This window comes from Arenibacterium halophilum, from assembly GCF_005938225.1.
GTDB lineage: Bacteria > Pseudomonadota > Alphaproteobacteria > Rhodobacterales > Rhodobacteraceae > Arenibacterium > Arenibacterium halophilum.
Map to the genome: position 1 here is coordinate 1175363 of NZ_VCPC01000002.1, position 24160 is coordinate 1199522.

General features: G+C 62.7%; 20 protein-coding genes. 8 read left to right on the plus strand and 12 right to left on the minus strand.

The window, feature by feature from the left end:
* Position 1 precedes the first annotated feature (1 nt).
* The 4 genes from recG to sciP all read right to left on the minus strand — a co-directional run bounded on the left by recG (position 2) and on the right by sciP (position 5516).
* Positions 2 to 2092, minus strand: coding sequence for an ATP-dependent DNA helicase RecG (gene recG, locus FGK64_RS12385; RefSeq protein ID WP_138864081.1), 2091 nt, complete (start codon positions 2090 to 2092; stop codon positions 2 to 4).
* The gene (ligA, locus tag FGK64_RS12390) at positions 2089 to 4290 is read right to left on the minus strand and encodes an NAD-dependent DNA ligase LigA (protein WP_138864318.1); all 2202 of its coding nucleotides are present in this window, start codon (positions 4288 to 4290) and stop codon (positions 2089 to 2091) included. The genes recG and ligA overlap by 4 nt, the downstream gene beginning before the upstream one ends.
* A 133-nt stretch (positions 4291 to 4423) precedes the next feature.
* Positions 4424 to 5137, minus strand: a complete 714-nt coding sequence (gene ctrA / locus FGK64_RS12395) for a response regulator transcription factor CtrA (RefSeq protein ID WP_138864082.1) — start codon at positions 5135 to 5137, stop codon at positions 4424 to 4426.
* Between the two features lie 100 nt (positions 5138 to 5237).
* Positions 5238 to 5516: a CtrA inhibitor SciP gene (sciP, locus tag FGK64_RS12400; protein WP_138864083.1), complete on the minus strand. Its 279-nt coding sequence runs from the start codon at positions 5514 to 5516 to the stop codon at positions 5238 to 5240.
* Between the two features lie 130 nt (positions 5517 to 5646).
* Between sciP and mnmA the strand changes: the two genes are divergently transcribed.
* Positions 5647 to 6792 carry a tRNA 2-thiouridine(34) synthase MnmA gene (mnmA, locus tag FGK64_RS12405; RefSeq protein ID WP_138864084.1) on the plus strand — a complete coding sequence of 382 codons (1146 nt, stop codon included), beginning with the start codon at positions 5647 to 5649 and terminating at the stop codon, positions 6790 to 6792.
* A gap of 15 nt (positions 6793 to 6807) precedes the next feature.
* Here the strand turns inward: mnmA and FGK64_RS12410 are convergent, their stop codons facing one another.
* The gene (locus FGK64_RS12410) at positions 6808 to 10254 is read right to left on the minus strand and encodes an indolepyruvate ferredoxin oxidoreductase family protein (protein ID WP_138864085.1); all 3447 of its coding nucleotides are present in this window, start codon (positions 10252 to 10254) and stop codon (positions 6808 to 6810) included.
* Between the two features lie 118 nt (positions 10255 to 10372).
* Here FGK64_RS12410 and FGK64_RS12415 point away from each other — a divergent pair, with 118 nt between their 5' ends.
* Positions 10373 to 10843, plus strand: coding sequence for an Lrp/AsnC family transcriptional regulator (locus tag FGK64_RS12415; RefSeq protein ID WP_138864086.1), 471 nt, complete (start codon positions 10373 to 10375; stop codon positions 10841 to 10843).
* Here the strand turns inward: FGK64_RS12415 and FGK64_RS12420 are convergent.
* From FGK64_RS12420 to FGK64_RS12430, 3 genes are read right to left on the minus strand one after another with little or no spacing between them, the layout of a single operon-like run.
* On the minus strand, positions 10840 to 12474 hold the full coding sequence (locus FGK64_RS12420) for an amidohydrolase (protein ID WP_138864087.1): 1635 nt from the start codon (positions 12472 to 12474) through the stop codon (positions 10840 to 10842). The genes FGK64_RS12415 and FGK64_RS12420 overlap by 4 nt on opposite strands.
* A 2-nt stretch (positions 12475 to 12476) precedes the next feature.
* Positions 12477 to 13010 (minus strand): 3-hydroxyanthranilate 3,4-dioxygenase, encoded by a 534-nt coding sequence (locus FGK64_RS12425; protein ID WP_138864088.1) that lies wholly within the window; start codon positions 13008 to 13010, stop codon positions 12477 to 12479.
* 11 nt (positions 13011 to 13021) lie between these two features.
* Positions 13022 to 13426: a RidA family protein gene (locus FGK64_RS12430; RefSeq protein WP_138864089.1), complete on the minus strand. Its 405-nt coding sequence runs from the start codon at positions 13424 to 13426 to the stop codon at positions 13022 to 13024.
* Positions 13427 to 13876: 450 nt separating this feature from the next.
* On the opposite strand from FGK64_RS12430, the gene FGK64_RS12435 reads away from it, so the two are divergent.
* Genes FGK64_RS12435 through FGK64_RS12455 form a run of 5 tightly spaced genes read left to right on the plus strand, consistent with a single transcriptional unit; the run spans position 13877 to position 18197 of the window.
* Positions 13877 to 14665 carry an ABC transporter ATP-binding protein gene (locus FGK64_RS12435; RefSeq protein WP_138864090.1) on the plus strand — a complete coding sequence of 263 codons (789 nt, stop codon included), beginning with the start codon at positions 13877 to 13879 and terminating at the stop codon, positions 14663 to 14665.
* A complete protein-coding gene (locus FGK64_RS12440; protein WP_138864091.1) occupies positions 14658 to 15440 on the plus strand; it encodes an ABC transporter permease in 783 nt (260 codons plus the stop codon). The genes FGK64_RS12435 and FGK64_RS12440 overlap by 8 nt, the downstream gene beginning before the upstream one ends.
* A 49-nt stretch (positions 15441 to 15489) precedes the next feature.
* Entirely contained in the window at positions 15490 to 16449 is a 960-nt protein-coding gene (locus FGK64_RS12445; protein WP_138864092.1) for an ABC transporter substrate-binding protein, read from the plus strand.
* A 52-nt stretch (positions 16450 to 16501) separates the two neighbouring features.
* A complete protein-coding gene (locus FGK64_RS12450; RefSeq protein WP_138864093.1) occupies positions 16502 to 17302 on the plus strand; it encodes an ABC transporter permease in 801 nt (266 codons plus the stop codon).
* Between the two features lies 1 nt (position 17303).
* Positions 17304 to 18197, plus strand: a complete 894-nt coding sequence (locus tag FGK64_RS12455) for an MBL fold metallo-hydrolase (protein WP_138864094.1) — start codon at positions 17304 to 17306, stop codon at positions 18195 to 18197.
* Here FGK64_RS12455 and FGK64_RS12460 read toward each other — a convergent pair.
* Both FGK64_RS12460 and FGK64_RS12465 read right to left on the minus strand, forming a co-directional pair.
* Positions 18194 to 18871: a GntR family transcriptional regulator gene (locus FGK64_RS12460; RefSeq protein ID WP_138864095.1), complete on the minus strand. Its 678-nt coding sequence runs from the start codon at positions 18869 to 18871 to the stop codon at positions 18194 to 18196. The genes FGK64_RS12455 and FGK64_RS12460 overlap by 4 nt on opposite strands.
* A 240-nt stretch (positions 18872 to 19111) precedes the next feature.
* The gene (locus FGK64_RS12465; RefSeq protein ID WP_171054054.1) at positions 19112 to 20101 is read right to left on the minus strand and encodes an amidohydrolase family protein; all 990 of its coding nucleotides are present in this window, start codon (positions 20099 to 20101) and stop codon (positions 19112 to 19114) included.
* 336 nt (positions 20102 to 20437) lie between these two features.
* On the opposite strand from FGK64_RS12465, the gene FGK64_RS12470 reads away from it, so the two are divergent.
* Positions 20438 to 21052, plus strand: coding sequence for a pyridoxamine 5'-phosphate oxidase family protein (locus FGK64_RS12470; protein ID WP_138864319.1), 615 nt, complete (start codon positions 20438 to 20440; stop codon positions 21050 to 21052).
* A gap of 4 nt (positions 21053 to 21056) precedes the next feature.
* Here FGK64_RS12470 and cueR read toward each other — a convergent pair whose 3' ends face one another.
* Together cueR and FGK64_RS12480 are read right to left on the minus strand one after the other, a co-directional pair.
* Positions 21057 to 21443 (minus strand): Cu(I)-responsive transcriptional regulator, encoded by a 387-nt coding sequence (cueR, locus tag FGK64_RS12475; RefSeq protein ID WP_138864097.1) that lies wholly within the window; start codon positions 21441 to 21443, stop codon positions 21057 to 21059.
* The gene (locus FGK64_RS12480; protein WP_138864098.1) at positions 21440 to 23935 is read right to left on the minus strand and encodes a heavy metal translocating P-type ATPase; all 2496 of its coding nucleotides are present in this window, start codon (positions 23933 to 23935) and stop codon (positions 21440 to 21442) included. Before FGK64_RS12480 ends, cueR begins: the two co-directional genes overlap by 4 nt.
* Positions 23936 to 24160: the final 225 nt, after the last annotated feature.

Sequence of the window (24160 nt, forward strand, 5' to 3'; positions counted from 1 at the left end):
GTTAACCGACAGAAATCATACGGATCGCTTCGTCCTGTCGCATCAACCATAGCAAGGTCAGCGCGGCCTTGCCGCGATCCGTTTTCAAGGCCGGATCATGTTCCAGAAGCGCGCGCGCATCGCTTTGTGCAATCGCCATCAACCCGGCCTGACGCTCCAGATCGGCGATGCGAAAGCGTGGCAGCCCGGATTGTGCGGTGCCGATCATATCGCCGGCGCCGCGCATTTCCAGATCGGTTTCGGAGATGACGAACCCGTCTTCCGTCTCGCGCAACACTTCCAACCGACGGCAGCCACTGTCGCCAAGGGGCGGTTGATACATGAGCAAACAGGTCGATTCTGCGTCGCCCCGTCCAACCCTGCCACGCAGCTGATGCAACTGGGCCAGTCCGAAAATCTCGGCTCGCTCGATCACCATGATGGTGGCATTGGGCACGTTCACACCCACCTCGATCACCGTCGTGGCCACCAGCACCCGAGTTTTTCCGGATTGGAAGGCCGCCATAGCAGCATCTTTTTCGGCCGGAGGCATCTGGCCGTGCACAAGACCAACCAGCTCATCCCCCAATATGGCGCGAAGCCGCTTGAACCGTTCCTCGGCGGCAGTCAGGTCCGTTACCTCGGATTCGTCGACCAGCGGGCACACCCAATAGCACTGCCGACCCTCGGCAATTGCTTTGCGCAGATGGCCAACAACTTCGTCCATCCGGTTGGTACTGACGACCGCAGTCCGCACCGGTTTGCGGCCCGGCGGCTTTTCGTCAAGCACCGAAACATCCATGTCGCCGAACTGTGCCAAAGCCAAGCTGCGCGGGATCGGAGTGGCCGTCATCACCAAAACGTCTGCAGTGGCGCCTTTTGCGCCTAGCTCCATGCGCTGGCGCACACCGAACCGATGCTGTTCATCGACAATCGCAAGTCGCAGATCATGAAACACGACATCCTGTTGAAACACGGCATGGGTACCCACAAGAATATGGATTCGGCCATCCGCCAGCGCCGCCAGTTTCATGGCTCGATCGTTGCCCTTGTCGCGTCCGGTCAGGACTTCCAGAACAACCCCGGCCTGTTCGGCAAGGGGGCGCAACCCTTCCAGATGTTGGCGCGCCAGAATTTCGGTCGGCGCCATCATGACACCCTGCCCACCCGCTTCGACCGCAATCAGCAACGCCATGAAGGCGACCAGCGTCTTGCCCGCCCCCACATCGCCCTGCAACAGGCGGTTCATCCGCACATCACCCGCCATATCCTCGGCGATTTCGCCAATCGCACGGGTCTGCGCGGCCGTCGGTCGATAGGGCAAAGCAGCAAGAACACGTGATTGCAGTCGGCCCGTGGCCGTGCTGGCCCGGCCCTTGCTGCGGCGCGATCGCCGCCGTGCCAGAGCAAGCGTTAACTGGTGCGCCATCAATTCGTCGTAGGCCAACCGCTCACGCGCGGCAGCGGACGGCGCCACATCGGCCAGCCCCTCCGGCGCATGGGCCGCCGCCAGGGCCGCACGCCAATCGGGCCACCCAGCCTTGGATTTCTGGTTCGGATCAATCCATTCGGGCAGATCCGGCGCGCGGTCCAATGCGGCGCGCGTGGCTTTGAACATCAACTTCTGGGTCACGCCCTGCGTCAGATGATAAACGGGTTCGAAAACCGGGATGCTGCCCGCTTCTTCTGCGGGCAACAGATGGTCGGGATGCACCATCTGAGCCATCCCATCAAACATCTCGACCCGCCCAGAGACAACGCGCCGCGATCCAGCAGGCGCGATCCGGTTCAGGTAATCGCCGCGTGCGTGAAAGAAAACGAGTTGGAAGTCACCCTGCGCATCCTCGACATGAATACGGTAGGCGCCGCCCTTGTTGCGCGGCGGGCGATGCACCCCAATCGTGACGTCCACTGTTACAATGCCGGGCAACTCCGCCCCAATGATCGTATCCCGCCTGCGCCTATCGATCACGGAATAAGGCAGTGAAAACAACATATCACGCGGCGTTTCTACACCTGATTGCGCCAATGTCCGTGCGGTTTTCGGACCGACTCCTGGCAAGGTTTCCAGACCGGAAAACAGCGGAAAAAGGACATCAGGCCGGGTCGTCATGTGTCGCCGATCAGCGCGAGCCAGCCGTCTTCATCCAAGGTGTCGATTCCCAGTTCCGCCGCTTTTTTCGCCTTTGAACCGGCGCCAGGACCGGCGATCAGAATGTCGGTTTTGGCACTGACCGAACCGGCAACTTTGGCGCCCAACGCCTCGGCGCGCGCCTTGGCTTCTGCCCGGGTCATCTTTTCAAGCGTCCCGGTGAACACAACCGTTTTGCCCGCGACCGGACTGTCGGCGGCGGGCGCGTCGGGAGGCTGAATGTTCAATTGTTGCGCCAGGTCCTCGATTGCCGTTCGTTCATCGGGGTTGGCCAGCGCATCCGAAAGCGAAGCCGCCAATGCCGGCCCAATCCCATCGACGCCGATCAGGTCATCCCACGCGGCCTGCGCCACGTCGCCCGGCGCAACAGCGGCAATCGCGGCGGCGCGCACCTCGGCAATGCGGGCGCGACGGCCTTCATCCTGCGCCACGCGGCGTTCGATGGTTTCGGCTTCGTCCGCCGCCCGATGCGCCAGCGCCGCAGGGCGCGCCGCATCCAGCGCTTGGGTCAGCGCGTCCCAACCAAGGTAATGCAGGGCAAGATCGCGCGCGGCGACTTCGCCGACGTGGCGGATACCAAGGGAAAAAATAAATCGCGCCAGATCGATCCGGCGTTTTTCGTCAATGGCATCGAACAGCTTGCGGGCCGAGGTTTCCCCCCAGCCTTCGCGATTTTTCAACTGCTGGATCCCGCTGCCGTAGGTGTCGCGCAAACGGAATACATCGGCCGGCTTCGCGATCCAGCCATCGGCATAAAACTGTTCGACTTGCTTGGCCCCCAGGCCTTCGATGTCAAAGGCGGCGCGCGATACCATGTGGCGCAGCTTTTCGACCGCCTGCGCCGGGCAAATCAGACCGCCCGAACAGCGCCGCACCGAGTCGCCCTCTTCGCGCACGGCCGGAGAGCCGCATTCCGGGCAGGTTTCGGGGAATTGGAACGGCTGCGCATCTTTGGGGCGTTTTTCCAGTTCGACATCGGCCACCTTCGGGATCACATCGCCCGCGCGGTAGACCTGCACCCAGTCGCCAACGCGGATATCCTTGCCGCCACGAATGTCGCCGCCACGCGAGTCCCGGCCAGCGATATAATCCTCGTTGTGCAGCGTCGCATTCGACACCACGACCCCCCCGACCGTAACCGGTGTCAGCCGCGCCACCGGACTAAGTGCACCGGTCCGACCAACCTGAATGTCGATCGATTCAAGACGTGTCCAGGCCAGTTCTGCCGGAAACTTGTGAGCGATGGCCCATCGCGGCGTGGTCGAGCGAAAACCGAGCCGCGATTGCAGCGCCAAGTCGTCCACCTTGTAGACGACACCATCAATGTCATAGCCAAGCGTTGCGCGTTGTTCTTCGATTGATCGGTAGTGCGCGATCATTTCATCGGGCCCGTTGCAGCGTTGCGTTAGCGGATTGGTGGAAAATCCAAGCTCGGCCAACCGCTTGATGGCACCATATTGCGTGTCCGACAGCGGTTCGGAGACTTCGCCCCAGGCGTAGGCGAAAAAGCGCAGCGGGCGTTTGCGCGTTACGCCAGAGTCCAGCTGGCGCAGGGAACCCGCGGCAGCATTGCGCGGATTGGCGAATGTCTTGTCTCCATTCTCGGACTGCCGGGCGTTGAGGGCGGCGAAATCGTCATGCGCCATATAGACCTCGCCGCGGACTTCAAGCACATCGGGCGCGCCGTTCAGACGTTCGGGAATATCCGAAATCGTCCGCGCATTCGCAGTCACGTTTTCCCCGACGGACCCGTCCCCCCGGGTCGCCGCCTGGACAAGAACGCCGCTTTCATAGCGCAGGGAAAGCGAAAGCCCGTCAATCTTGGGCTCTGACGTGTAGGCCAGCGGCGTGTCAGGCCCAATGTTCAGGTACTTGCGCACCGACCCGTCGAAATCCGTCACGTCATCGTCATCGAAGGCATTGCCAAGCGACAGCATCCGAACGGCATGGGTCACCTTTGAAAACCCGTCCGAGGGGCGCGCGCCGACCTGATCGCTGGGGCTGTCGCCGCGCTTGAGATCGGGAAACTTTTCCTCGATCGCGGCGTTGCGGCGCTTGAGCCGGTCATAGTCGTCATCGGACATGACCGGCGCATCGTCGCCATGGTAGGCCTGATTGGCCTGGCCAAGCTGCTTGGCCAGCTGTTCCAGCTCTGCCATGGCTTCGGCCTCTGACAGGACGTCGATATCAGGTGTCTTGCGCACTGCAGTGCCCCTCACTTGCGGTGGTCAAGTGATAGGACGCGGCCGGATCAAGGTCCAGCCGCTCCTCGCGCGCTCAAGTTATGTGCCGTCAGGCGCCGATGGCGACCGCACCGGGCATCTGCGTCGTCGCTGGATCACGCAGCACATAGCCGCGCCCCCACACGGTTTCGATATAATTGTCCCCGTCGGTAGCCTGGCTGAGTTTCTTGCGCAGTTTGCAGATGAACACGTCAATGATTTTCAATTCGGGTTCATCCATTCCGCCATAAAGATGGTTAAGGAACATTTCTTTGGTCAGCGTTGTACCTTTCCGCAGCGACAACAATTCAAGCATTTGATATTCCTTGCCGGTCAAATGTACCGGCGTGCCGTCGGCCTCGACCGTTTTGGCATCAAGGTTCACCGAGATACGACCTGTATTGATGATCGACTGCGAATGCCCTTTGGATCGGCGGATAATTGCATGTATCCGCGCGACCAGTTCCTCGCGATGGAAAGGTTTGGTCAGGTAGTCATCGGCACCAAAGCCGAATCCCTTCAGCTTGTTTTCGGTGTCATCCTCGCCCGTGAGAATCAGAATCGGTGTTTCGATTCGGGCCATGCGCAGTTGACGCAGCACGTCATGGCCATTCATGTCAGGCAGGTTCAGATCCAGCAGGATCAGATCGTAGTCGTAGAGCTTGGCCAGGTCGATGCCCTCTTCGCCAAGGTCAGTTGCGTAAACGTTTAAATTGGCATGGGTGAGCATCAGCTCGATGCTCTTCGATGTTGTTGGGTCATCCTCGACCAGCAAGACGCGCATACTCAAATCTCCGCCATTATCCCCTGTTCCCTTGCTTCATTAACCTTGACGAATAAAAGTTAATCACTGGTTACCCGGACTTCGAAAATAACATATCGCGCTAAACTTGTCGGAATTTCTTTGTCGCCGTGACTTTCAGCGCCTCTTCGCCGTGGTCTGCTACGGCGGCAACCCAGCCATCGAATTCTTCGTCGCTCAGTGCATACGTATTCAGCGCATCCCCCCGGGTGATCAGCCCATAGATCACGCCCCGCACCACCGCCGCCTTCCGCGAGGCAACCCATCGGCGCGTGTTGGCAGGCGGCAGATCGGCGCGCGACATGGTTGTCCCGTCGGGCAGAGTGATCGTGCGCGGCCCCTCGACTTTTTTCAAAAACATCGGCCTGTCCCTTTGCGTAGTCGGGACAAAATGCCTCATACCCCTTAACGACCAATGAAACCTGCCCTTGTGGGTATGTCGGATTTTCCTATATTGCACCGGTATTGCCCCCGTACCGGAGATCACAGCCGTGGCGCTTGACACCCAGCCGCCCCTGAACTCGCTTGGATTCGCCAAGCCGCCTGCCGAAACGCGGGTGGTGGTGGCGATGTCGGGCGGCGTCGACAGTTCCGTCGTGGCGGCACACTTGGCCGAACAGGGCTATGACGTGGTGGGCGTGACGCTGCAACTGTACGACCACGGCGCGGCGCTGGCGAAAAAGGGCGCCTGCTGCGCGGGGATCGACATTCACGATGCCCGCCGCGTCGCGGAAGAGCGCGGGTTTCCGCATTATGTTCTTGATTATGAAAACATTTTCAAGGACGCGGTGATCGACGAATTCGCCGACAGTTACCTGGCGGGCGCCACCCCCGTGCCCTGCATCCGCTGCAACGAACGGGTAAAGTTCAAGGATCTGCTGGCCACCGCGCGCGACTTGGATGCCGATTGCATGGCGACCGGGCATTACATCCAGCGCAAGATGGGCCCCAACGGCCCCGAGTTGCATTGCGCCGAGGACGCCAACCGCGACCAGAGCTATTTCCTGTTTTCGACCACGCCCGAGCAGCTGGCGTTCCTGCGGTTTCCGCTGGGCCATCTGCCGTCGAAAAACGCGACCCGCGACATGGCAGCGCAGTACGGTCTGGCCGTGGCCGACAAGCCCGACAGCCAGGACATCTGTTTCGTCCCCAACGGCGACTATGCCAGCGTGATCGAGAAACTGCGCCCCGGTGCGGGCCAGCCCGGCGAGATCGTGGATGTGAACGGAACCGTGCTGGGCACCCATCGCGGCGTGCTGCACTATACCATCGGGCAGCGGCGCGGGCTGGGCATCGGCGGGCTGGCCGATCCGCTGTACGTCGTGAAGCTGGACGTGGACAAGGCGCAGGTGGTTGTCGGCCCGAAAGAGATGCTGGCGACCCGCACGATTCCGGTGCGCGAAATCAACTGGTTGGGCGATGCGCCGCTGACCTCGCGGGCGGAATGGCATGTCTCGGTCAAGGTGCGGTCCACCCGCCCCCCGCGCGAGGCGATCCTGCGCCCGATCTCCGAAACCGAGGCGACGGTCGAGCTGCTGTCGCCCGAGGAAGGCGTGTCGCCCGGGCAGGCCTGCGTGTTCTACGAAACCGAAGGCACCCGCATCTTTGGCGGCGGATGGATTTGGAAAGGCGCCTGAACGGCGCCCCTTCGTTTATGCAGCGGCGGCGTGGCCGTATCCGGCCAGCGCCTGTGCCATTTCTTGACGCACCCGGGTGGCAGCCTGTTCCTTGACGGGGCCAAAGCCGCGGATCTCTTGCACCATGGCGGCGGTCTCGGTCGCGCGGGTCAGCGTGTCGGCGTTCAGCCCCGCAACCAGTTGCGCCAACGTGGCCTCGTATTCGCCGATCAGCGCCCGCTCCATCCGGCGTTCTTCGGTACGGCCGAAGGGGTCAAACGCCGTGCCGCGCAGGCCCTTCATCTTGGCAAGCACCGCAAAGGCGGGCCGGATCCAGCCACCAAAGCTGCGCTTCAACGGGCGGCCGCGCGCGTCAGTTCCGCGCGACAGCAGCGGCGGAGCAAGGTGATGGCGCAGGGTGAAATCGCCCTCGAACCGGGACTTGATGGTTTTCGCAAAGGCCGGATCGCGGTGCAGGCGGGCCACCTCGTATTCGTCCTTGTACGACATCAGTTTGAACAGCCCCTTGGCGGCGGCCTCAGACAGCGCGCCGGGGGCGCCAGCGACGCGGGCTTCGGCGGCGATCACCGGGGCCAGCGTGGCGCGATAGCGATCGGCCCAGCCGCGATTCTGATAGCCGGTCAGGAAATCGGCGCGCCGGTCGATCATCTGCTCCAGCGTCAGCACCGGCGCGACCGGCAGATCGGCAATGCGCGCCACATCTTCGGGGCGGGCAGCCGCCAGACGGCCCCAAGCAAAGGCTGCCTTGTTCTGTTCGGGCTTCACGCCGTTCAGGTCCAGCGCGCGCATCAGCGCCGCATGGCTCAGCGGCACCAGACCCGCCTGCCAGGCCGCGCCCAGCATCATCACGTTGGCAAAGACGGTATCGCCCACCAGCGCCTCGGCCAGCGCATTGGCGTCCAGCGCGGTCATCGCGCCCTGCCCCAGCGCCGCGCCGATCCGGTTCAACCGCTCGGATGGGCGCAGATCGGCATCGCGGTTGCGGGTGAAATCGCCCGTGGGCATCACCGCCGTATTCACCACGGCCCGCGTTTTCCCGTGCGCATAAGTCAGCGAGGCCTTGGGCGAGGATGACACAACCAGATCGCAGCCGATCAGCGCATCGGCGCTGCTGGGTTCGATGCGCACTTGGTTCAGGTCCGACGCGTCCTGCGACATGCGGATATAGGACAGGACCGGCCCGAATTTCTGGGCAAACCCCATGAAGTCCAGCACGCTGGCACCTTTGCTTTCCAGGTTCGCAGCCATGGCGATCACCTGCCCCACGGTGACGACCCCGGTGCCGCCCACGCCTGTCACCAGAATGTCGAAGGGTTTGTTCAGCGAGGGCATCACCGGATCCGGCAGACCGGCCAACAGCTGCTCAAGCTCGGCTGCACGGTCGGGCGCGGATTTGCGCAGGGTCGCGCCTTCGACCGTCACGAAGCTGGGGCAGAACCCGTTCAAACAGCTGAAATCCTTGTTGCAGGAATTCTGATTGATCTGCCGCTTGCGCCCGAATTCTGTTTCCAACGGTTCGACGCTGAGGCAATTGGATTCCACCGAGCAATCGCCGCAGCCTTCGCAGACCAGAGGGTTGATGAAAGCGAAACGCTTCGGGTCTTCCATCTTGCCGCGCTTGCGCAGCCGGCGCTTTTCGGTGGCGCAGGTCTGCTGATAGATCAGTACCGTGCAGCCGGGGGTGTCGCGCAGATCCCGCTGCACGCTGTCCAACTCGCGCCGGTGAAAGATGTCGACGCCGCCGGGCAGCTTACCAGGGAATTGCTCGGGCTGGTCCGACACGACAACAACGCGCTGCGCGCCTTCGGCCTGAACCGACCGCGCCACGCCCGCCACCGTCAGCGGCCCGTCGACATCCTGCCCGCCGGTCATGGCGACCGCATCGTTGAACAGCACCTTGTAGGTGATGTTGGTGCCTGCCGCGATGGCCTGCCGGATGGCCAGGCTACCCGAGTGGTAATAGGTGCCGTCGCCCAGGTTCTGGAACACATGCTTGTTGCCGTTGAACTTGGACCGAGCGACCCAGTTCACGCCTTCACCGCCCATCTGGATCAATGAACTGGTGTTGCGGTCCATCCAGCTTGCCATGAAATGACAGCCGATCCCGGCCAGCGCCTCGCTGCCCTCGGGCACCTTGGTCGAGGTGTTGTGCGGGCAGCCCGAGCAGAAATAGGGCGTGCGCGCGGCGCCAGATACCTCGATCAGGTTGGGCGGCGGCACCAGCGCGGCGGCTCGGGCGGAAAAATCGTGGCCCGGGAATTCGTGATCCAGCCGCGCGGCGATGATGCGCGCCAATTTCAGCGCGCCCAACTCGCCCGTCCAGGGCACTAGCCGCGCGCCGGTTTCATCGCGTTTGCCGACCATGCGCTCGGGCTTGCGGCCCGGGAAATCATAGAAATATTCCTTCAGCTGGCTTTCGATGATGCCGCGCTTTTCCTCGATCACCAACAGCTCGCGCTTGCCCTGGGCAAATTCAAGCGCACCGTGATGTTCCAGCGGCCAGACCATGCCGACCTTGTACAGGTCGATCCCCATCTCGGCCGCGCGGGCGCGGTCGATCCCCAGCAGGCGCAGCGCCTCGAGCGTGTCCAGATGCGCCTTGCCGGTGGTCACGATGCCAAACAGCGCATCATTGTGACCCCACTCCACCCGGTCGATCGGGTTGGCGCGGGCAAAGGCCAGCACCGCCTCTTTCTTGTGCTCCATCCGCTCTTCGATCTGGAAGCCGGGCAGATCGGGCCAGCGGTAATGCAGCCCGGTTTCGGGGGCCGTGAAATCGGGCGCGGCAAAGGTGCGGTCAGCGGGAAGTTCAAAAGACATACCCGATTCAACGGTTTCCGAGATTGCCTTGAACCCGACCCACATCCCCGAAAACCGCGAAAGCGCATAGCCCCATTCTGCGAAGGGCAGGAATTCGGCCACGTTCGCGGGGCTTACCGTGGGCATGAAGAAATTCATGAACGCGACGTCAGACTGGAACGGCATCGACGACGACACCACCCCGTGATCGTCGCCCGCCACCACCAGCACGCCGCCCTTGGGCGACGACCCATAGGCGTTGCCGTGTTTCAGCGCGTCGCTGGCGCGGTCCACGCCGGGGCCCTTGCCGTACCACATGCCGAACACCGCCTCGCAGGTCTTGTCGGGGTCGGATTCCACCTGCTGCGTGCCGATCATCTGGGTCGCGCCGAATTCTTCGTTCACCGCAGGCAGGAACGACACGCCCGCATCCGCCAGTAGCTTGGCGTTGTTCCCCATCTCCATGTCGACCGCGCCAAGAGGCGAGCCGCGATAGCCCGAGACATAACCGCGTGTATCCAGCCCCGCCGCCCGGTCGCGCCGCGCCTGATCCAGCATGATCCGCACCAGCGCCTGCGTTCCGGTCAGGAACACGCGGCCCGAGGTGCGGGTGTAACGGTCGGATAGTTCATAGTCGCGCAAGATCGGGGTTTGGTCGGTCATGGCTGGCCCTCTGGGATGGCGTTTCACCCATCATGCGCCCGATGTGGTGAAAAGCGCCTGTCATTCTGGGGGCAGGTTGCGCTAAGGTGGAACCAATCCACTCATCAATGAGAAAAATGTGAAAGATATATTTCACCTATCGGAACTGGATAAGCGGATCATTTCCGAAATCCAGCAAGACGCGACACTCAGCGCAGCCGAGTTGGCGCGGCGCACCGCGTCCAGCCCCGCGACCTGCTGGCGGCGCATCAAGGCGATGGAAGAGGCCGGCGTTCTTGGCCCAACCGTGCGGCTGGTGAACCCCGCCGCCGTGGGGCGCGGCATGGATGCGTTCTGTAACGTGCGGATGAAATCGCAGGATGCAACCTCGCGCCGGGCCTTCCTGCGCGCGATGGAACAGGAACAGGCCATCACCGAAGTCTACTCGATCTCGGGTGAATGGGATTACCTGCTGCATTTCGTGGTGCGCGGCATGGACGAGGTCGAGGATATCCTGATGCGCCGCGTGCTGGATCACGACAACGTCGCTGGAACCTCGACCATCTTCGTCCTGCGCCGGGTGAAACACACGACGCAGGTTCCGGTTTAACCCGCCTTGTACACCGTCTTGCCTGCGACAATGGTGCGCGTGGCTGTGATGTCTTTCAACGCCGCGTCAGGCACGCTCAGAAAGTCATCGGACAGTACCGTCAGATCGGCGCGCTTGCCCACCTCGATCGAACCGACGCGATCCTCCCAGAAGGCATAGCGCGCAGCGGCCGAGGTATAAAGCCGCAGCGCCTCTTCCCGGGTGATCGCCTGATCGGCGCCATAGACCGTGCCGGTATGGTCTTTCCGCGTGACCATCACCGCCATGTTGATGAACGGATTCAGCAAGTTGATCGGATTGTCCGTGCCCTGCCCGATCAGATCGAGCCCCATGCGGTCGATCATGTCGCGCATCGGAAAGGCGCGGTCGGCCACCTCTTTGCCCAGGTATCCGGCCACGGCCCCGGCCTTGGTCCACAGGAAGGTGCTTTGCGCATCCACCCGCACGTCCAGCGCGCGGGCGCGGTCCATCTGGTCGGGGCACATGAGAGAGCCGTGAATCACGATGAACCGCCGCCCCTTGATCGGCCGCGTGGCGCTGGCGGCCTCGTAGGCATCCAACACCAGATCAATCGCGCCATCGCCAACCGCGTGCACCCCAACGCGCCAGCCATAGCGGTTCGCGATTTCGACCAGCGCCTTGAACCGGTCGGGTTCGATCACCGCAAGGCCCTTGAATTCGCGGTCGTGCGGATAGCCGTCGCGCATCAGCGCGGTGCCCAGTGTCATGCCGCCGTCGATCTGCAGCTTGACGCCGGAATAGCTCAGCCAGTCGTTGCCGAAATCCGACATCGCCCCGATGCGCGAGAAGAACGAGTCCCATTCCTCAAGGCTCATCGAGGGGTTCAGCGCCCCGGTGGGGGCAAACATCGCACTCACGCGCAGGCTGGCCTCGCCTCGTGCCAGAATGGCCTGATGGGCGCGGAAGGTGACGGGCGACACCGCCGCCGACACGATCGAGGTCAGCCCCTGCGCGTTGGAAAACCGCATCGCATCGCGCAGCTGCGCCTCGCGTTCCGCATCGGTCCAAGGCGGCAGAACGTCCATCACAAGATTCTCGGCCGACTCTTCCAGCAGGCCATTGGCGCGCCCGTCGGCGTCGCGGTGGATCACGCCACCTGCCGGATCGGGCGTGTCATCGCCAATCCCCGCGGCGGCCATACCAAGGCTGTTCGCCATCGAAAAATGACTGACAGGCAGCAGCACAGGGTTGTTCGGCGCCACGCTGTCCAGCTCGTCCCGTGTGAGATAGCGTTTTTCGGCCAGTTGCGACACCGGATGCCACGTCGCCCCCCGGATCCAGACGCCCGGTTCGATCCCCTTCGCATGGTCGGCGATCCGTTCCAGCGCTTCGGCGACCGTCGACACCCCGGCGAAATCAACCGACCACAGGTCATTGCCCAACAGATCCAGGTGCATATGCGTGTCGATCAGCCCGGGCACCACGCAAGCGCCGTGCAGGTCGATCACCTCGGTCTGCGGACCGGCCCAATCCGACACGGACGCATCATCGCCCACCGCAATGATATCGCCGCCACGCAGCGCAACGGCAGAGGCCACGGCAAACCCGGCATCCACCGTCAGGATTTTGCCGCCCCGCAGAATGCAATCGGCGTAGTCTATATGTGCCATGATTACATGCTATCCGGCGCGGGGGTCACATGACCGCAAGCATCACAGGTGCGGTTCGGTTCGCTGTCAAAGAAATTGGCATAGGCTTTCGACACCGGATCGGCGGTATAATCCGACACCACGAAGGTTTCCTGATGCAGCAGCGCGTCGCAGTTGCCGCAGAACCACTGAAACCGGTCTTCTTCGCCCGGGCGGCGCTGGCGTTCGGAAATCAGCGCAAAGGCATCGGGCGGAAAGCGCGGCGAATGCGGCATCCCCGAGGGGGTAAAGTTCAGCCCGCCTTCGGGGATCGTCACGATCTTTTCGGCGCCCTCGGGTGTGCGGATGTGCAGCTGCATCTCGCCCTTGATCATGTACATGATCTCGTCGCTGGGGTTGATGTGGAATTCGCTACGGTATTCGCGGCCCCGCGCAACGAAGGTCAGCTGGTCGGGCTCCTGCCACAGCACGCGCACGCGTTTGCCGGTGGCGGCCAGATCGTCGCAGATTTCATTCAGCTGGGCGACGGGGGCAACGCTCAGATCGCGGCTATACATATCAGATCCTTTCAGCCCAGATAGGCGATACAGTCGATTTCAACATTCACGCCCGCGCGGTGTGGCGTGCCGCCGATACAGGTGCGCGTCACTTTTTCGCCATCCATGAAATCACGGAAGGTTTCGTTGAAGGCCGGAAAATCGGCGGTTTCCCGCAGACAGACACGCATATTCACCACATGGCTCAGATCGGCGTCTCCGGCGGCCAGAACGGAAACGAGGTTCGACAAGGTCTGCCGGGTCTGTTCGCGGATATCCTCGGACACCACGGTTTTTGTATCCGGGTCCAGCGGCCCCTGCCCCGAGACATAGAGGAAGTCACCCGCTCGGATCGCCTGCGCCAGCGGCGAAGGTTTCGAGGCATCGGTAAACCCGGTCACCGGCGCCTTGTTGGATTGCACGATCTGTTTGGGCATCTGGGCCTCCGCCATCTGGGTTTGCCTGCCGCAAGGCTGTCGGGCCGGTGCAGCATTAAGAAACGCTAGGATCAAAATATCGAAATTGCAACAGACTTGTCCCGTCGCTCGCCTCACCTCACGCAGCACAGCTTATCCCCAGTGCGCGCGGCCCTTGCGCTTGTCGTCACAGGCAAACTCAGCCCAGCAAAATGGTCGGATATCGCACAAAACAACATGCTGCTTGAGCGTAAACGGGCAAAATTGCGATTTTTCGACAGCCCTTAACGTCAAAGCGCGCAGCCTGTGATCACTCCGCAAGCGAAGCGCTCAAAAGGGCGTCAAACCTGTCGAAATATTTCGAGACGGAGAAAATTTCGATTTTTATCTATGCAGATTGGAATTCTTATCCTAGCGTACCCTCATGAACGCCTTTGGCCTGCCAAAGCCCACGCGACAGGAGCCACCAAGATGCAACGCGGATGCGAGTTGACCCTGAACTCGGTCACCAAGGTCTATTCGCCCGGCACCGAGGCCGAAGTCCGCGCGCTGGGAAACATCACGCTGAACGTGGAGCCTGGCGAATTCCTGTCGGTGGTCGGCCCGTCGGGTTGCGGCAAATCCACCTTCTTGCAAATCGCCGCCGGGCTGATCGGCGCATCTGGCGGACAGGTCGCGCTGGACGGGCATAAGGTGAATGGCCCGCCCGAGGGGCTGGTGTATCTGTTTCAGCAATACACCCGCTCGCTGATGCCGTGGCGCACCGTGCTAGGCAATGTCGAATTCGCCATCGAGGGGCACAGGATGTCGCGCGCGGAGCGCCGCGACCGCTGCATGAACTTTCTGGCCATGGTCGGGCTTCAGGATTTCGCAAGCCGCTACCCCTGGCAACTGTCGGGCGGGATGCAACAACGTGTGGCGATTGCACGTGCCTTGGCCGCCGAGCCGCGCATTCTGCTGCTGGACGAACCCTTCAGCTCGGTCGATGCGCTGACCCGCTCGGACCTGCACGAGTTGGTGCTGCGCCTCTGGGAAGAACGGGGATTCACAGCCATGCTCGTGACCCATGACGTGGACGAAGCGATTCTGCTGTCGGACCGGATCGCCGTGCTGTCGCATCGGCCTTCTCAGATTGTCGAAACCATCCCGACTGAGCTTCCGCGCCCGCGCGACCGGATTGCTACGCCCGAACTGCCCGCGTTTCTTGAACTGCGTCACTACCTGCTGGACCAGCTGACCAAACGGCCCGCCCATGCTTAAACGCGCCGCGCCCCTGGCCGGTATCGGCGCGGGTATCGCAATACCCATTGCCTTGCTGGCCGCGCTGGAAGTTGCTGTGGGTATGGGCGCCGTAAACCGCGCGCTGGTGCCTGCGCCCTCGGCCGTCTGGACCGAACTGGTCGCCATCATCTCGCGCGGGAAACTTTGGGCGCCACTGGGCGATACGCTAAGCCTGATGTTCACTGCCTATATATGCGCCTCGGTACTGGCGGTGATCGTCGGCGTCATCATGGGTCGCTCACGCGCGGCCTACAACCTGCTGGAGCCGCTGGTCGAGGTGATCCGCCCGTTACCCAAACCCGCGCTGTTGCCGCCGCTGATCCTGTTCCTGGGCATCGGCAACGAAATGAAACTGGTGATCGTCGGGCTTGCCGTGTTCTTTCCGGTGCTCATCAACACCATTCAAGGCGTGCGCGGGGTCGATCCTGTGCTTGTCGATATGGCGCGCACCTTTGGCTATGGTCCGGGGCGTATCGCCACGCGGATCGTGCTGCCCGCCGCGCTGCCCTTCATCTTTACCGGGTTACGCATCAGCCTTGGCCTTGGCCTGATCCTTGTGGTTGTGGCCGAAATGCTCGCCGGGACGGGTGGCATCGGATACCTTATCGTCGACATGCAGCGCAGCTTTCGCGTGACGTCCATGTACGCCTGGCTGTTCATTCTGGCGGCTTTGGGCTTTGCGCTGAACTTTGCATTCGAATGGCTGGAACGGCGCCTGCTGTTCTGGAGCCGTCAACAGGAAAAGGGCGGTTAAACGCCCCCGCGCGCCAAACCACGCGCCCCACCCTCAACAGGAGACAACCATGAAAAACCTTGCAACCTCCACGCTTTACGCGGCGGCCTTCGCGTTAACCCCACTGGCCGCCACGGCGGACGAGCTGACAACCGTGCGCGTCAGCACGATCCCGATCATCGACACCGCGCCGCTTCAGGTTGCCATCACCAAAGGCTTCTTTGAAGAGGCCGGGCTGAAGGTCGATACCACGCCCACCGCCGGGGGTGCGGTGGGTTTGCCCGCGCTGGCCTCGGGCGCGGTGCAATTCACCTTTTCCAACAGCGTCTCGATCGCGCTGGGCGCCAGCCAGGGGCTGGGGTTCAAGGTGGTCGCAGCAGGCAGCTTTACCGCCGATGCCGCGCCGGACATTGCCGGGATCGTCGCCAAGCCCGACGCGGGCATCAAGACCGGCGCCGATCTGGCGGGCAAGACGGTAGCGGTAAATACCCGCAACAACATCATCTGGCTCTACGCCAAGGCGTGGGTCGACGCCACGGGCGGCAGTTCCGACGATTTGACCTATCTCGAAGTGCCATTTCCCCAGATGCTGGACGCGGTCAAAGGTGATCAGGTCGATGCGGCCTTTCTGGTGGATCCATTCCTGACGGCTGGCATCAGCGCCGGCGACGTGGCGATCTCCGGATGGCCCTACAGCGAAATCCAGCCCTCGCTGCCGGTCGGCATGTATGCCGCGACCGAACAATACATCGCCGAGAACCCCGAAACAGTAGCCGCTTTTGTCGAGGCCTATAACAAGGGTGTCGATTGGGCGAACGAGAACGCAGGCACCGATGAATGGGCCGAGATCATCGCCAGCTACACGCGGCTGACGCCCGACCGGCTGGCCGGGCTGAAAATCCTGCCCTATTACAAGGTGATCGACCCGGAGGCGCTGCAGCCGACAATGGACCTGATGCTGAAATACGATCTGCTGAGCAGCGAATTTTCGGCCTCGGACCTGTTGCACGACACCGTACTGGCCAAGTGATCAACCGGCCGGCGCGCAGCCAATTGCGCGCCAGCCTTTCCGGACCTGACAGATGACCGCCCAGACAATGACCGAACCGGCCCCGCCGCCCGCCAAGCCCCGCCGCCCTCTGCTACAATCGCGCGTCAGCGGTGTGTTGCTGGTTCTGGCACTGCTGGTGTTGTGGGATCTGTCGGCGCGGTTCTGGGTCGACAGCACAAGCTGGCCCACGGTGACGGCGGTTCTTGCCGCGCTGTTCAGCGGCAGCGCCGATCTGTTCGCGGCCTTCACCTCTACGATCTCGCTGATGCTGAAAGGGTTCGTTCTGGGGGCGCTGCTGGGCGTGGCAGGTGGCATTGCAATCGGTCTGAGCCCGTTCCTGCGCCGCGCCTTTACTCCGCTTCTGGAATTCCTGCGCCCGCTGCCCGTGCCCGGCATCGTGCCGCCGTTGATCCTGCTGCTGGGGATCGACGATGCTATGAAAATCACCGTCGTCGCCTTTTCGACCTTCTTCCCTGTCTTGATCAACGCGGCGCAGGGCGTGCGCATGGTTGACCCGGTGCTGATCGACATGGCCCGCACCTTCCGCCATTCGCGCCTGCGCAGCATGTGGCAGCTGACCTTGCCCGCCGCCTTGCCCTATGTCTTTTCCGGGCTCCGCATCAGCCTTGCGCTGGCACTGATCGTGACTGTCGTGGCCGAGATGATCGCCGGGGGCACTGGCATCGGCTATTACCTGATGACGATGCAATACGCGATGCAGCCCGACCGCATGTATGCCGGTGTCGTTCTGCTGGCGGCAACGGGCTATGCGCTGAACTGGTTGCTGTTGCTGGCCGAACGGCGGCTGCTGCATTGGTACTCGCCGGGCTGACATGTTCGACCTGACTCTTGGCGACGCGCGCCTTACAAGTGTCGAGGAAATATCGGGGCACCGCTATGCGCCCGATTTCCTGTTGCCTCAGGTCACGCCCGACATTGTCGCCCGGAACGCCTCTTGGATGGCGCCCGATCTATTTGATCCGGCGCGCAACCTGCTGGCGATGGTGCGGCAAAGCAACGTCATCCGCACCCGTCACCATACGATCCTGATCGATACCTGCGTGGGAGATTGCAAACAGCGTGTTGTACCCACCTTTCACATGCTGAACAGCCCGTGGCGCAGCAATCTGGCCGCCGCCGGGGTGCACCCGGAGCAGGTGGATTTCGTGATGTGCACGCACCTGCATGTGGACCATGTCGGATGGAACACGCAGTTGCGCGACGGGCGCTGGGTGCCCACCTTTCCGAATGCGCGTTATATTTTTGGCCGCACCGAATTCAACCGCTGGATGGTTGCCCACGCCGAGGGCCAGGACAGCCCCGATGGCCCGGTGTTCGCGGATTCCGTGCTACCGGTGGTCGAGGCGGGACAAGCGCTGGTTGTCGATGACGGCGCCGAACTGTCGAACGGGTTTCATCTGGAGCCGACTCCCGGACATTCTCCGGGGCACGTCGCCTTTCACCTGAACAGCGCAGGCGCGCATGTGGTGTTTTGCGGGGATGTCATGCATCACCCGTTGCAAGTGCGCGCGCCTGACCTTTCAAGCCGGTTCTGCGAGGATCCGACAGCCTCGGCCCGAACGCGGGCTGACTTCTTGGCGCGCCATGCCGATACCGACACGATCATTGCGCCTGCGCATTTCGAACGCGGCACCTTGGGGCGGGTTCGGTCTGCCTCTGACGGGTTTCACTATGACTTTCTGGCCGGGGGCAGCACCCGCCCCTAGAACAGAGCTGCCGCCAAGGATTTTGCCGAATTCGAGATGTGAACGCGCAGCAGCTCCGCCGCCAGACGCCCATTCCGGGCCAGGGCCGCATCATAGATCGCGCGGTGTTCAGCCTGTAAAATCTCTTGCGGAATTGCATTCAGGCGCACGGCTTGCCGTCGATAGCGTTCGGATTGCTCTATCAGCGTCGCCACAAAGCGCAGCATCCAGTCCGACCCGCAGTTGATGATCAACCTATGGTGGAAATTGCGGTTCTCCTGCTCCCAGGCCGCACTTGCCGTATCGCGCGTGGCATCCAGCGACTTTTCCACGCCCACGAGCCGATGATAGGCAGCGACGAACTGCGCCTCCCAATCCAGCGTGGCGTTGGCGATCGACCGCTCCACCGCTTCGGGCTCGATGAACAAGCGCATGTTGGTGATATCGTCGAATTCCTCGCGTGAAATTGGTTCGACCCAATAGCCACGCTGCCCCGTGGTGCCGACCAGCTGTTCTGACGACAGTTTCGATAGCGCCTCACGTATCGAGCTGAGACCAAAACCATAGCTGTCGCGCAGACGCTCCAACCGCAGCTTTTCGCCGGGCTTCAACTCGCCCGACAGAATGTCGTCGCGAAGCCGGGCATAGGCGGCCTCGGTCCGCGTGGAGTACTCCAAAGGCTGGCTGTCGTTCATATCTCTCGCCCATCCTCCCGGCGCGTGAAGCTCAGTCTAAAGTTTATTGCGTATCCCGCGAAAAATTAAATGAAATTATGCGCCAAAGACAGTGCGTGCGGACAATGCGCTGCTTAGAGCAAGTTTGCTGCCGAAACTGGATAGGAACAAGATGAATTATACAGCGCAAACATTTGATAATTAATGCATTCTCAAAGATACCTAAACCAAAACATTAGATATTACGCCTATATAACTGATTTATATTTGAGAATTCAAAACGACAGCTTGCTGTGGAGAAACCGCAGCCATGCGGCGTGTCGGAAACAGTGCCTGCGCGGCACCCGCTTCGATGGCGCTCACCACATCGGCAGAAAGGCCCTGCCCATTCAGCGCACGCACCGTCGCGGCCATCGTGTCTTCGCCCGCAAAGGGGAAATCCGACGCAAAAAGGATCTGGCTGGGCGGCACAAAGTCCAGCAGTGGCTGCAGCGTGCGCGCACCTGCCGACAAGGCTATATCAAAATAAAACCGCTTCATCTCTGCCAAAGCACCATCCGGCACGTGACACGCCAGATCGGGGCGCCGTTCCAGCCGCGAGATACGATCTGCCAGAAACGGGATCGTGCCGCCCGCGTGCGAAAAGATCATCCGCAAGTCACGCAGCCGCGCCGCCTGCCCCGAAAACAGCAGGTTGGTGATAGCCCGCGTGGTTTCGAACGGAAATTCCAGTGTGGCGGCCGGAAGATGCGGCAAGGGGCGACCGCCCTCGATATCCGAGGGATGCACGAAGGCGACAGTGCCGCGAGCATTCAGATACTCCAGCACCGGTGCGAGCCGTGCATCGCCAAGGTAGTGCCCGCCATAGTTCGTCAGCAGGCAGATGCCGTCGGCCCCAAGGCCATTCAAAGCGCGATCCACCTCGGCCAGCGACTCGTCGATATGCGGCAAGGGCAGCGTGGCAAAAAAACCGAAGCGTCCGGGATATTGCGCGCAAATCGCGGCAGCCTCATCATTGCACAACCGCGCCAAAGCGGCGGCGTCGGCGGCACTGTCAAAGTGAAACCCCGGCGCGGCAAGCGACAGCATAGCCGTAGCGATCCCGTTGCGATCCATCGCCTCCAACGAGACCTCGGCCGTCCAGTCGGGGCATTGGTTCGACACAATTGTATCGGCGATCCGGTCGCGTCCGACGGCCCGCACGTAAGCCTGCGGCAAGAGGTGATGCTGAACGTCGATCCGATGCGCCATGGAGCCCCAATCGTAAACCAAGATACCTGGCAAAAATATCGAAATTAATAGCTTTCGCAAGAGATTTACGCAGCACTGCCGACGTGGACATCGGTGAATGCGTTAAATTACCGCAACCGCGCTGTAATCGCTGCATTCGATCACCACGTCGCTTATCGACACTGATAGAAATTTCGAAATAATTCGAAGCTCCGCGAAAAGCCGGTAGGCCCTTAACCCTGAAACCAAACGCCGATAAGGGCAGCAGGCGGCCCATTGCCCCTTGGGCGGGTTTTCTGGCAGTGTGACGAAGATGGATGCCACGTGCATCCTTTTTACCATCATACGGACATGACAATGGATTTTATCGAAACCCTGTCTGACTTGCGCGCTGTCTATGGCGATGCATCAGAAGTTGCGCACAAGAAGCAACTGGCCAAGCTGGATACGCACTCGCGCAATTTCCTGTCGAAATCGCCCTTCGTGGTCATCGGATCGCAAGATGGCATGGGGCTGGGCGATGCCACGCCTAAAGGCGATGCGCCGGGGTTCACGCTGGTTCTGGACGACACCACCATCGCCATCCCCGACCGCCCAGGCAACAACCGTCTGGACACCTGGGAAAACGTGATCCGCAACCCCGCGGTCGGACTGCTGTTCCTGATCCCCGGCATGCAGGAAACTCTGCGGATCAATGGACGCGGGCGGCTGACGGTCGACCCGGACCTGTGTGAGCGGCTGGCGATGAATGGCCGCCCGGCCAAGGCCGCACTGGTGGTGGAAACCGACGAGGTCTACATGCATTGCGCCAAGGCGTTCATGCGCTCGAACCTGTGGAACCCCGAGAGCTGGCCCGCCCGATCCGAGATGCCGACATTTGGCGAAATCATCCGCGACCAGATGCATCTGGCGGCCAGCGCCGATGACATCGACAGAAATCTGGCCGAGGGCTACCAGAAAACCATGTGGTAACGCCCTAGCCCGCCGCCAGATCCGACAGGATCGGGCAGTCGGGCCGTGAGTCCCCGGCGCAGCAGTGCACAAGGTGGGCCAGAGTGTCGCGCATCGATTCCAGCTGCGCGATCTTGGCGTCGATCTCGTCCAGATGCTGCTGTGCCACGGCCTTGACCTGCGCGCTTTCGCGCTCGCCATCTTCGTACAGTGCCATCAGCGTGCGGCAATCCTCGATCGAAAACCCCAGCGTGCGGGCACGGCCCAGAAACGCCAGCTTGTGCAGATCGCTGTCGCGGAAGGCCCGATAGCCGTTTTCCGACCGTTGCGGCGTGACCAGCCCGATATCCTCGTAATAGCGGATCGTCTTGGCAGGCAGGCCAGAGCGGCGCGAGACATCTCCGATGTTCATGGCGTGGCCTCCTCCAATGCGCGCCCTTGGTCGCGGTGCGTGGCTGGCGCCGGCTGCCCGGTATCGAACCGACGCAAACGAAGCGCGTTCCCCAGCACAAAGACCGAAGACAGCGCCATCGCCCCAGCTGCCAGCACCGGCGACAGCAGCACCCCAAGCGCCGGGTACAGAACGCCCGCCGCCACCGGGATCAGCAGCGCGTTATAGCCAAAGGCCCAGAACAGGTTCTGCCGGATGTTGCGCAGCGTGGCGCGCGACAGGGCAACGGCGCGCACCACCCCGCCAAGGTCGCCCGACATCAGCACCACATCGGCGGCCTCAATCGCGATATCCGTGCCGGTGCCAATCGCAATGCCGATATTGGCGTGTGCCAGGGCGGGGGCGTCATTGATGCCGTCACCGACAAAGGCAACCGTGCCGCCATTGGCGCGCAGCCGGTCCACGGAGGCGACCTTGCCATCGGGCATCACGCCCGCCACCACGTCCGTGATGCCAACCTCGGCGGCAACCGCGCGTGCCGTCGCCTCGCCATCGCCGGAAATCATGGTGACCTTGACGCCCATGTCCTGAAGCGCGGCAATCGCGCTGCGTGCCTCGGGTTTCACCGGATCGGACACGCCGATCAGCGCGGCCAATTCGCCGTCGATGGCGGCAAACAGCGCGGTGCGCCCGGTGCGGGCCAGATCGTGGGCCCTTGCGTCCAGCGGCGCGGTGTCGATCCCTGCCTCGGCCATCATCCGAGCCGAGCCGACCAAAATCGCGCGCCCCTCCACCCTCGCGCGGATGCCAAGCCCGGTGTCCGAGCGGAAATTTTCGGCCTGCCCCGGCACGATGCCCTGCGCCTGCGCGCCCTGCACGATGGCGCGGGCGACGGGGTGTTCCGACAGCGCCTCGGCGGCGGCGACATGGGCCAGCACGTCGGACTCGTCCTGGCCGGCGGCAAGGATCACGTCGCTCAGCGCCGGGTGGCCGCGCGTGATGGTCCCGGTCTTGTCCAGCGCGATATGGGTGATCTGGCCCAACGATTGCAGCGCGTCGCCCTTGCGGAACAGCACGCCCAGTTCGGCCGCGCGGCCCGTGCCCACCATGATCGAGGTCGGTGTTGCCAGCCCCATGGCACAGGGACAGGCGATGATCAGCACCGATACCCCGGCGACCAGCGCATGGGTCAGCGCGGGCGACGGGCCAAACAGCAGCCATGCCAGCACGGTCAGCAGGGCAAGCCCAATGACAACAGGCACGAACCACAGGGTGATCCGGTCCACCAGGCCCTGGATCGGCAGTCGCGCGCCCTGCGCCCGTTCGACCATGCCCACGATCCGCGCCAGCACCGTATCGCTGCCGACATGGGAGGCGCGCACCACAAGGCTGCCGGTGCCGTTCACCGTGCCGCCCGTGACCTGCGCGCCGGGCGCCTTTTCCACCGGCAGCGGCTCGCCCGTGATCATCGCCTCGTCGACGTGGCTGGCGCCTTCGATCACCTCGCCATCGGCGGCAATGCGTTCGCCGGGGCGCACGATCACTTCGTCGCCCACGCGCAGCTGGGAAATCGGGATGTCCTGTGTCTGGCCCGCGCGGCGCACACGCGCCACCTCGGGCGTCAGCGCCATCAGCTTGCGGATCGCGGCGCCGGTGCGGCCCTTGGCCCGCGCTTCGAGCCAGCGGCCCACGAGGATCAGCACCACGATCACCGCCGCCGCCTCGAAATACACGGCGCGCAGCCCTTCGGGCAGCAGCGCGGGCGCGAACAGGGCGACGACCGAATACAGGTAGGCCGCCGCCGTTCCCAGCGCGACAAGGCTGTTCATGTCGGGCGCGGCGCGCAGCAGCGCGGGGATGCCCTTGCGATAGAATTGCAACCCCGGCCCGGCCAGAACCGCCGTGGTCAGCGCGAACTGGATCAGCCAGCTGGCCTGCATGCCGATGGTATTGGCAATCGCCATGTGCAGCGCCGGGATCATGTGGCTGCCCATTTCCATCACGAAGACCGGCAGCGCCAGCACCGCCGCAATGGCCGCGCGGCGCCCCTCAGCGCGGGCCGGATCAGGCTGCTCAGACACAGGCGCGGCATCGGGCGCCTGCCAACGCGCGGGGTACCCCCCCGCGGTCAGAACCTCGGCCAATGCGTCCGGCCGGACCACGCCATCAAGGTATGTCACCCGCGCCTTGCCCGTCGCCAGATTGACCTCGGCCCCCGTCACGCCGGGTTGCGCACGCAGCAGCCGGTCGATGCGGCCTACGCAGGATGCGCAGGACATGCCCGAAATCTCGAACACGGCCTCGGATTCGCGCGCCGGGTATCCGGCATCGGCCAACGCACGGGCAGCGGCGGCAATTCCGCCGGGCGCGTTGAGCGTAAACCGCGCGGTATGAGTCGCAAGGTTCACCGCGACGTCGTCGATCTCGGGCACGGCACGCAACGCCTTGTCGGCGCGGCCCACACAGGAACCGCAGGACAGCCCCTGCACTGAAAAACTGACGGATTGGTCCATGACCTGTCTCGCTTTTGTCTGTATCGACACCCCACATAAGGGTTCCAGTCACGGGAAGGTCAAGAGGCTGTTATGCGAAAATGCGCCCCGCCGTTTGCGAGGCTTTGCAGACAGCCGTTGCGATGCTAGCGTAGCGCGGCCCGCGGCGCGCAACCGCCCGGCACCGGAGGAGAGGATCAGCACAACCAACCGCCATATCGACCGCGTCCTGTCGACGGTCACCTC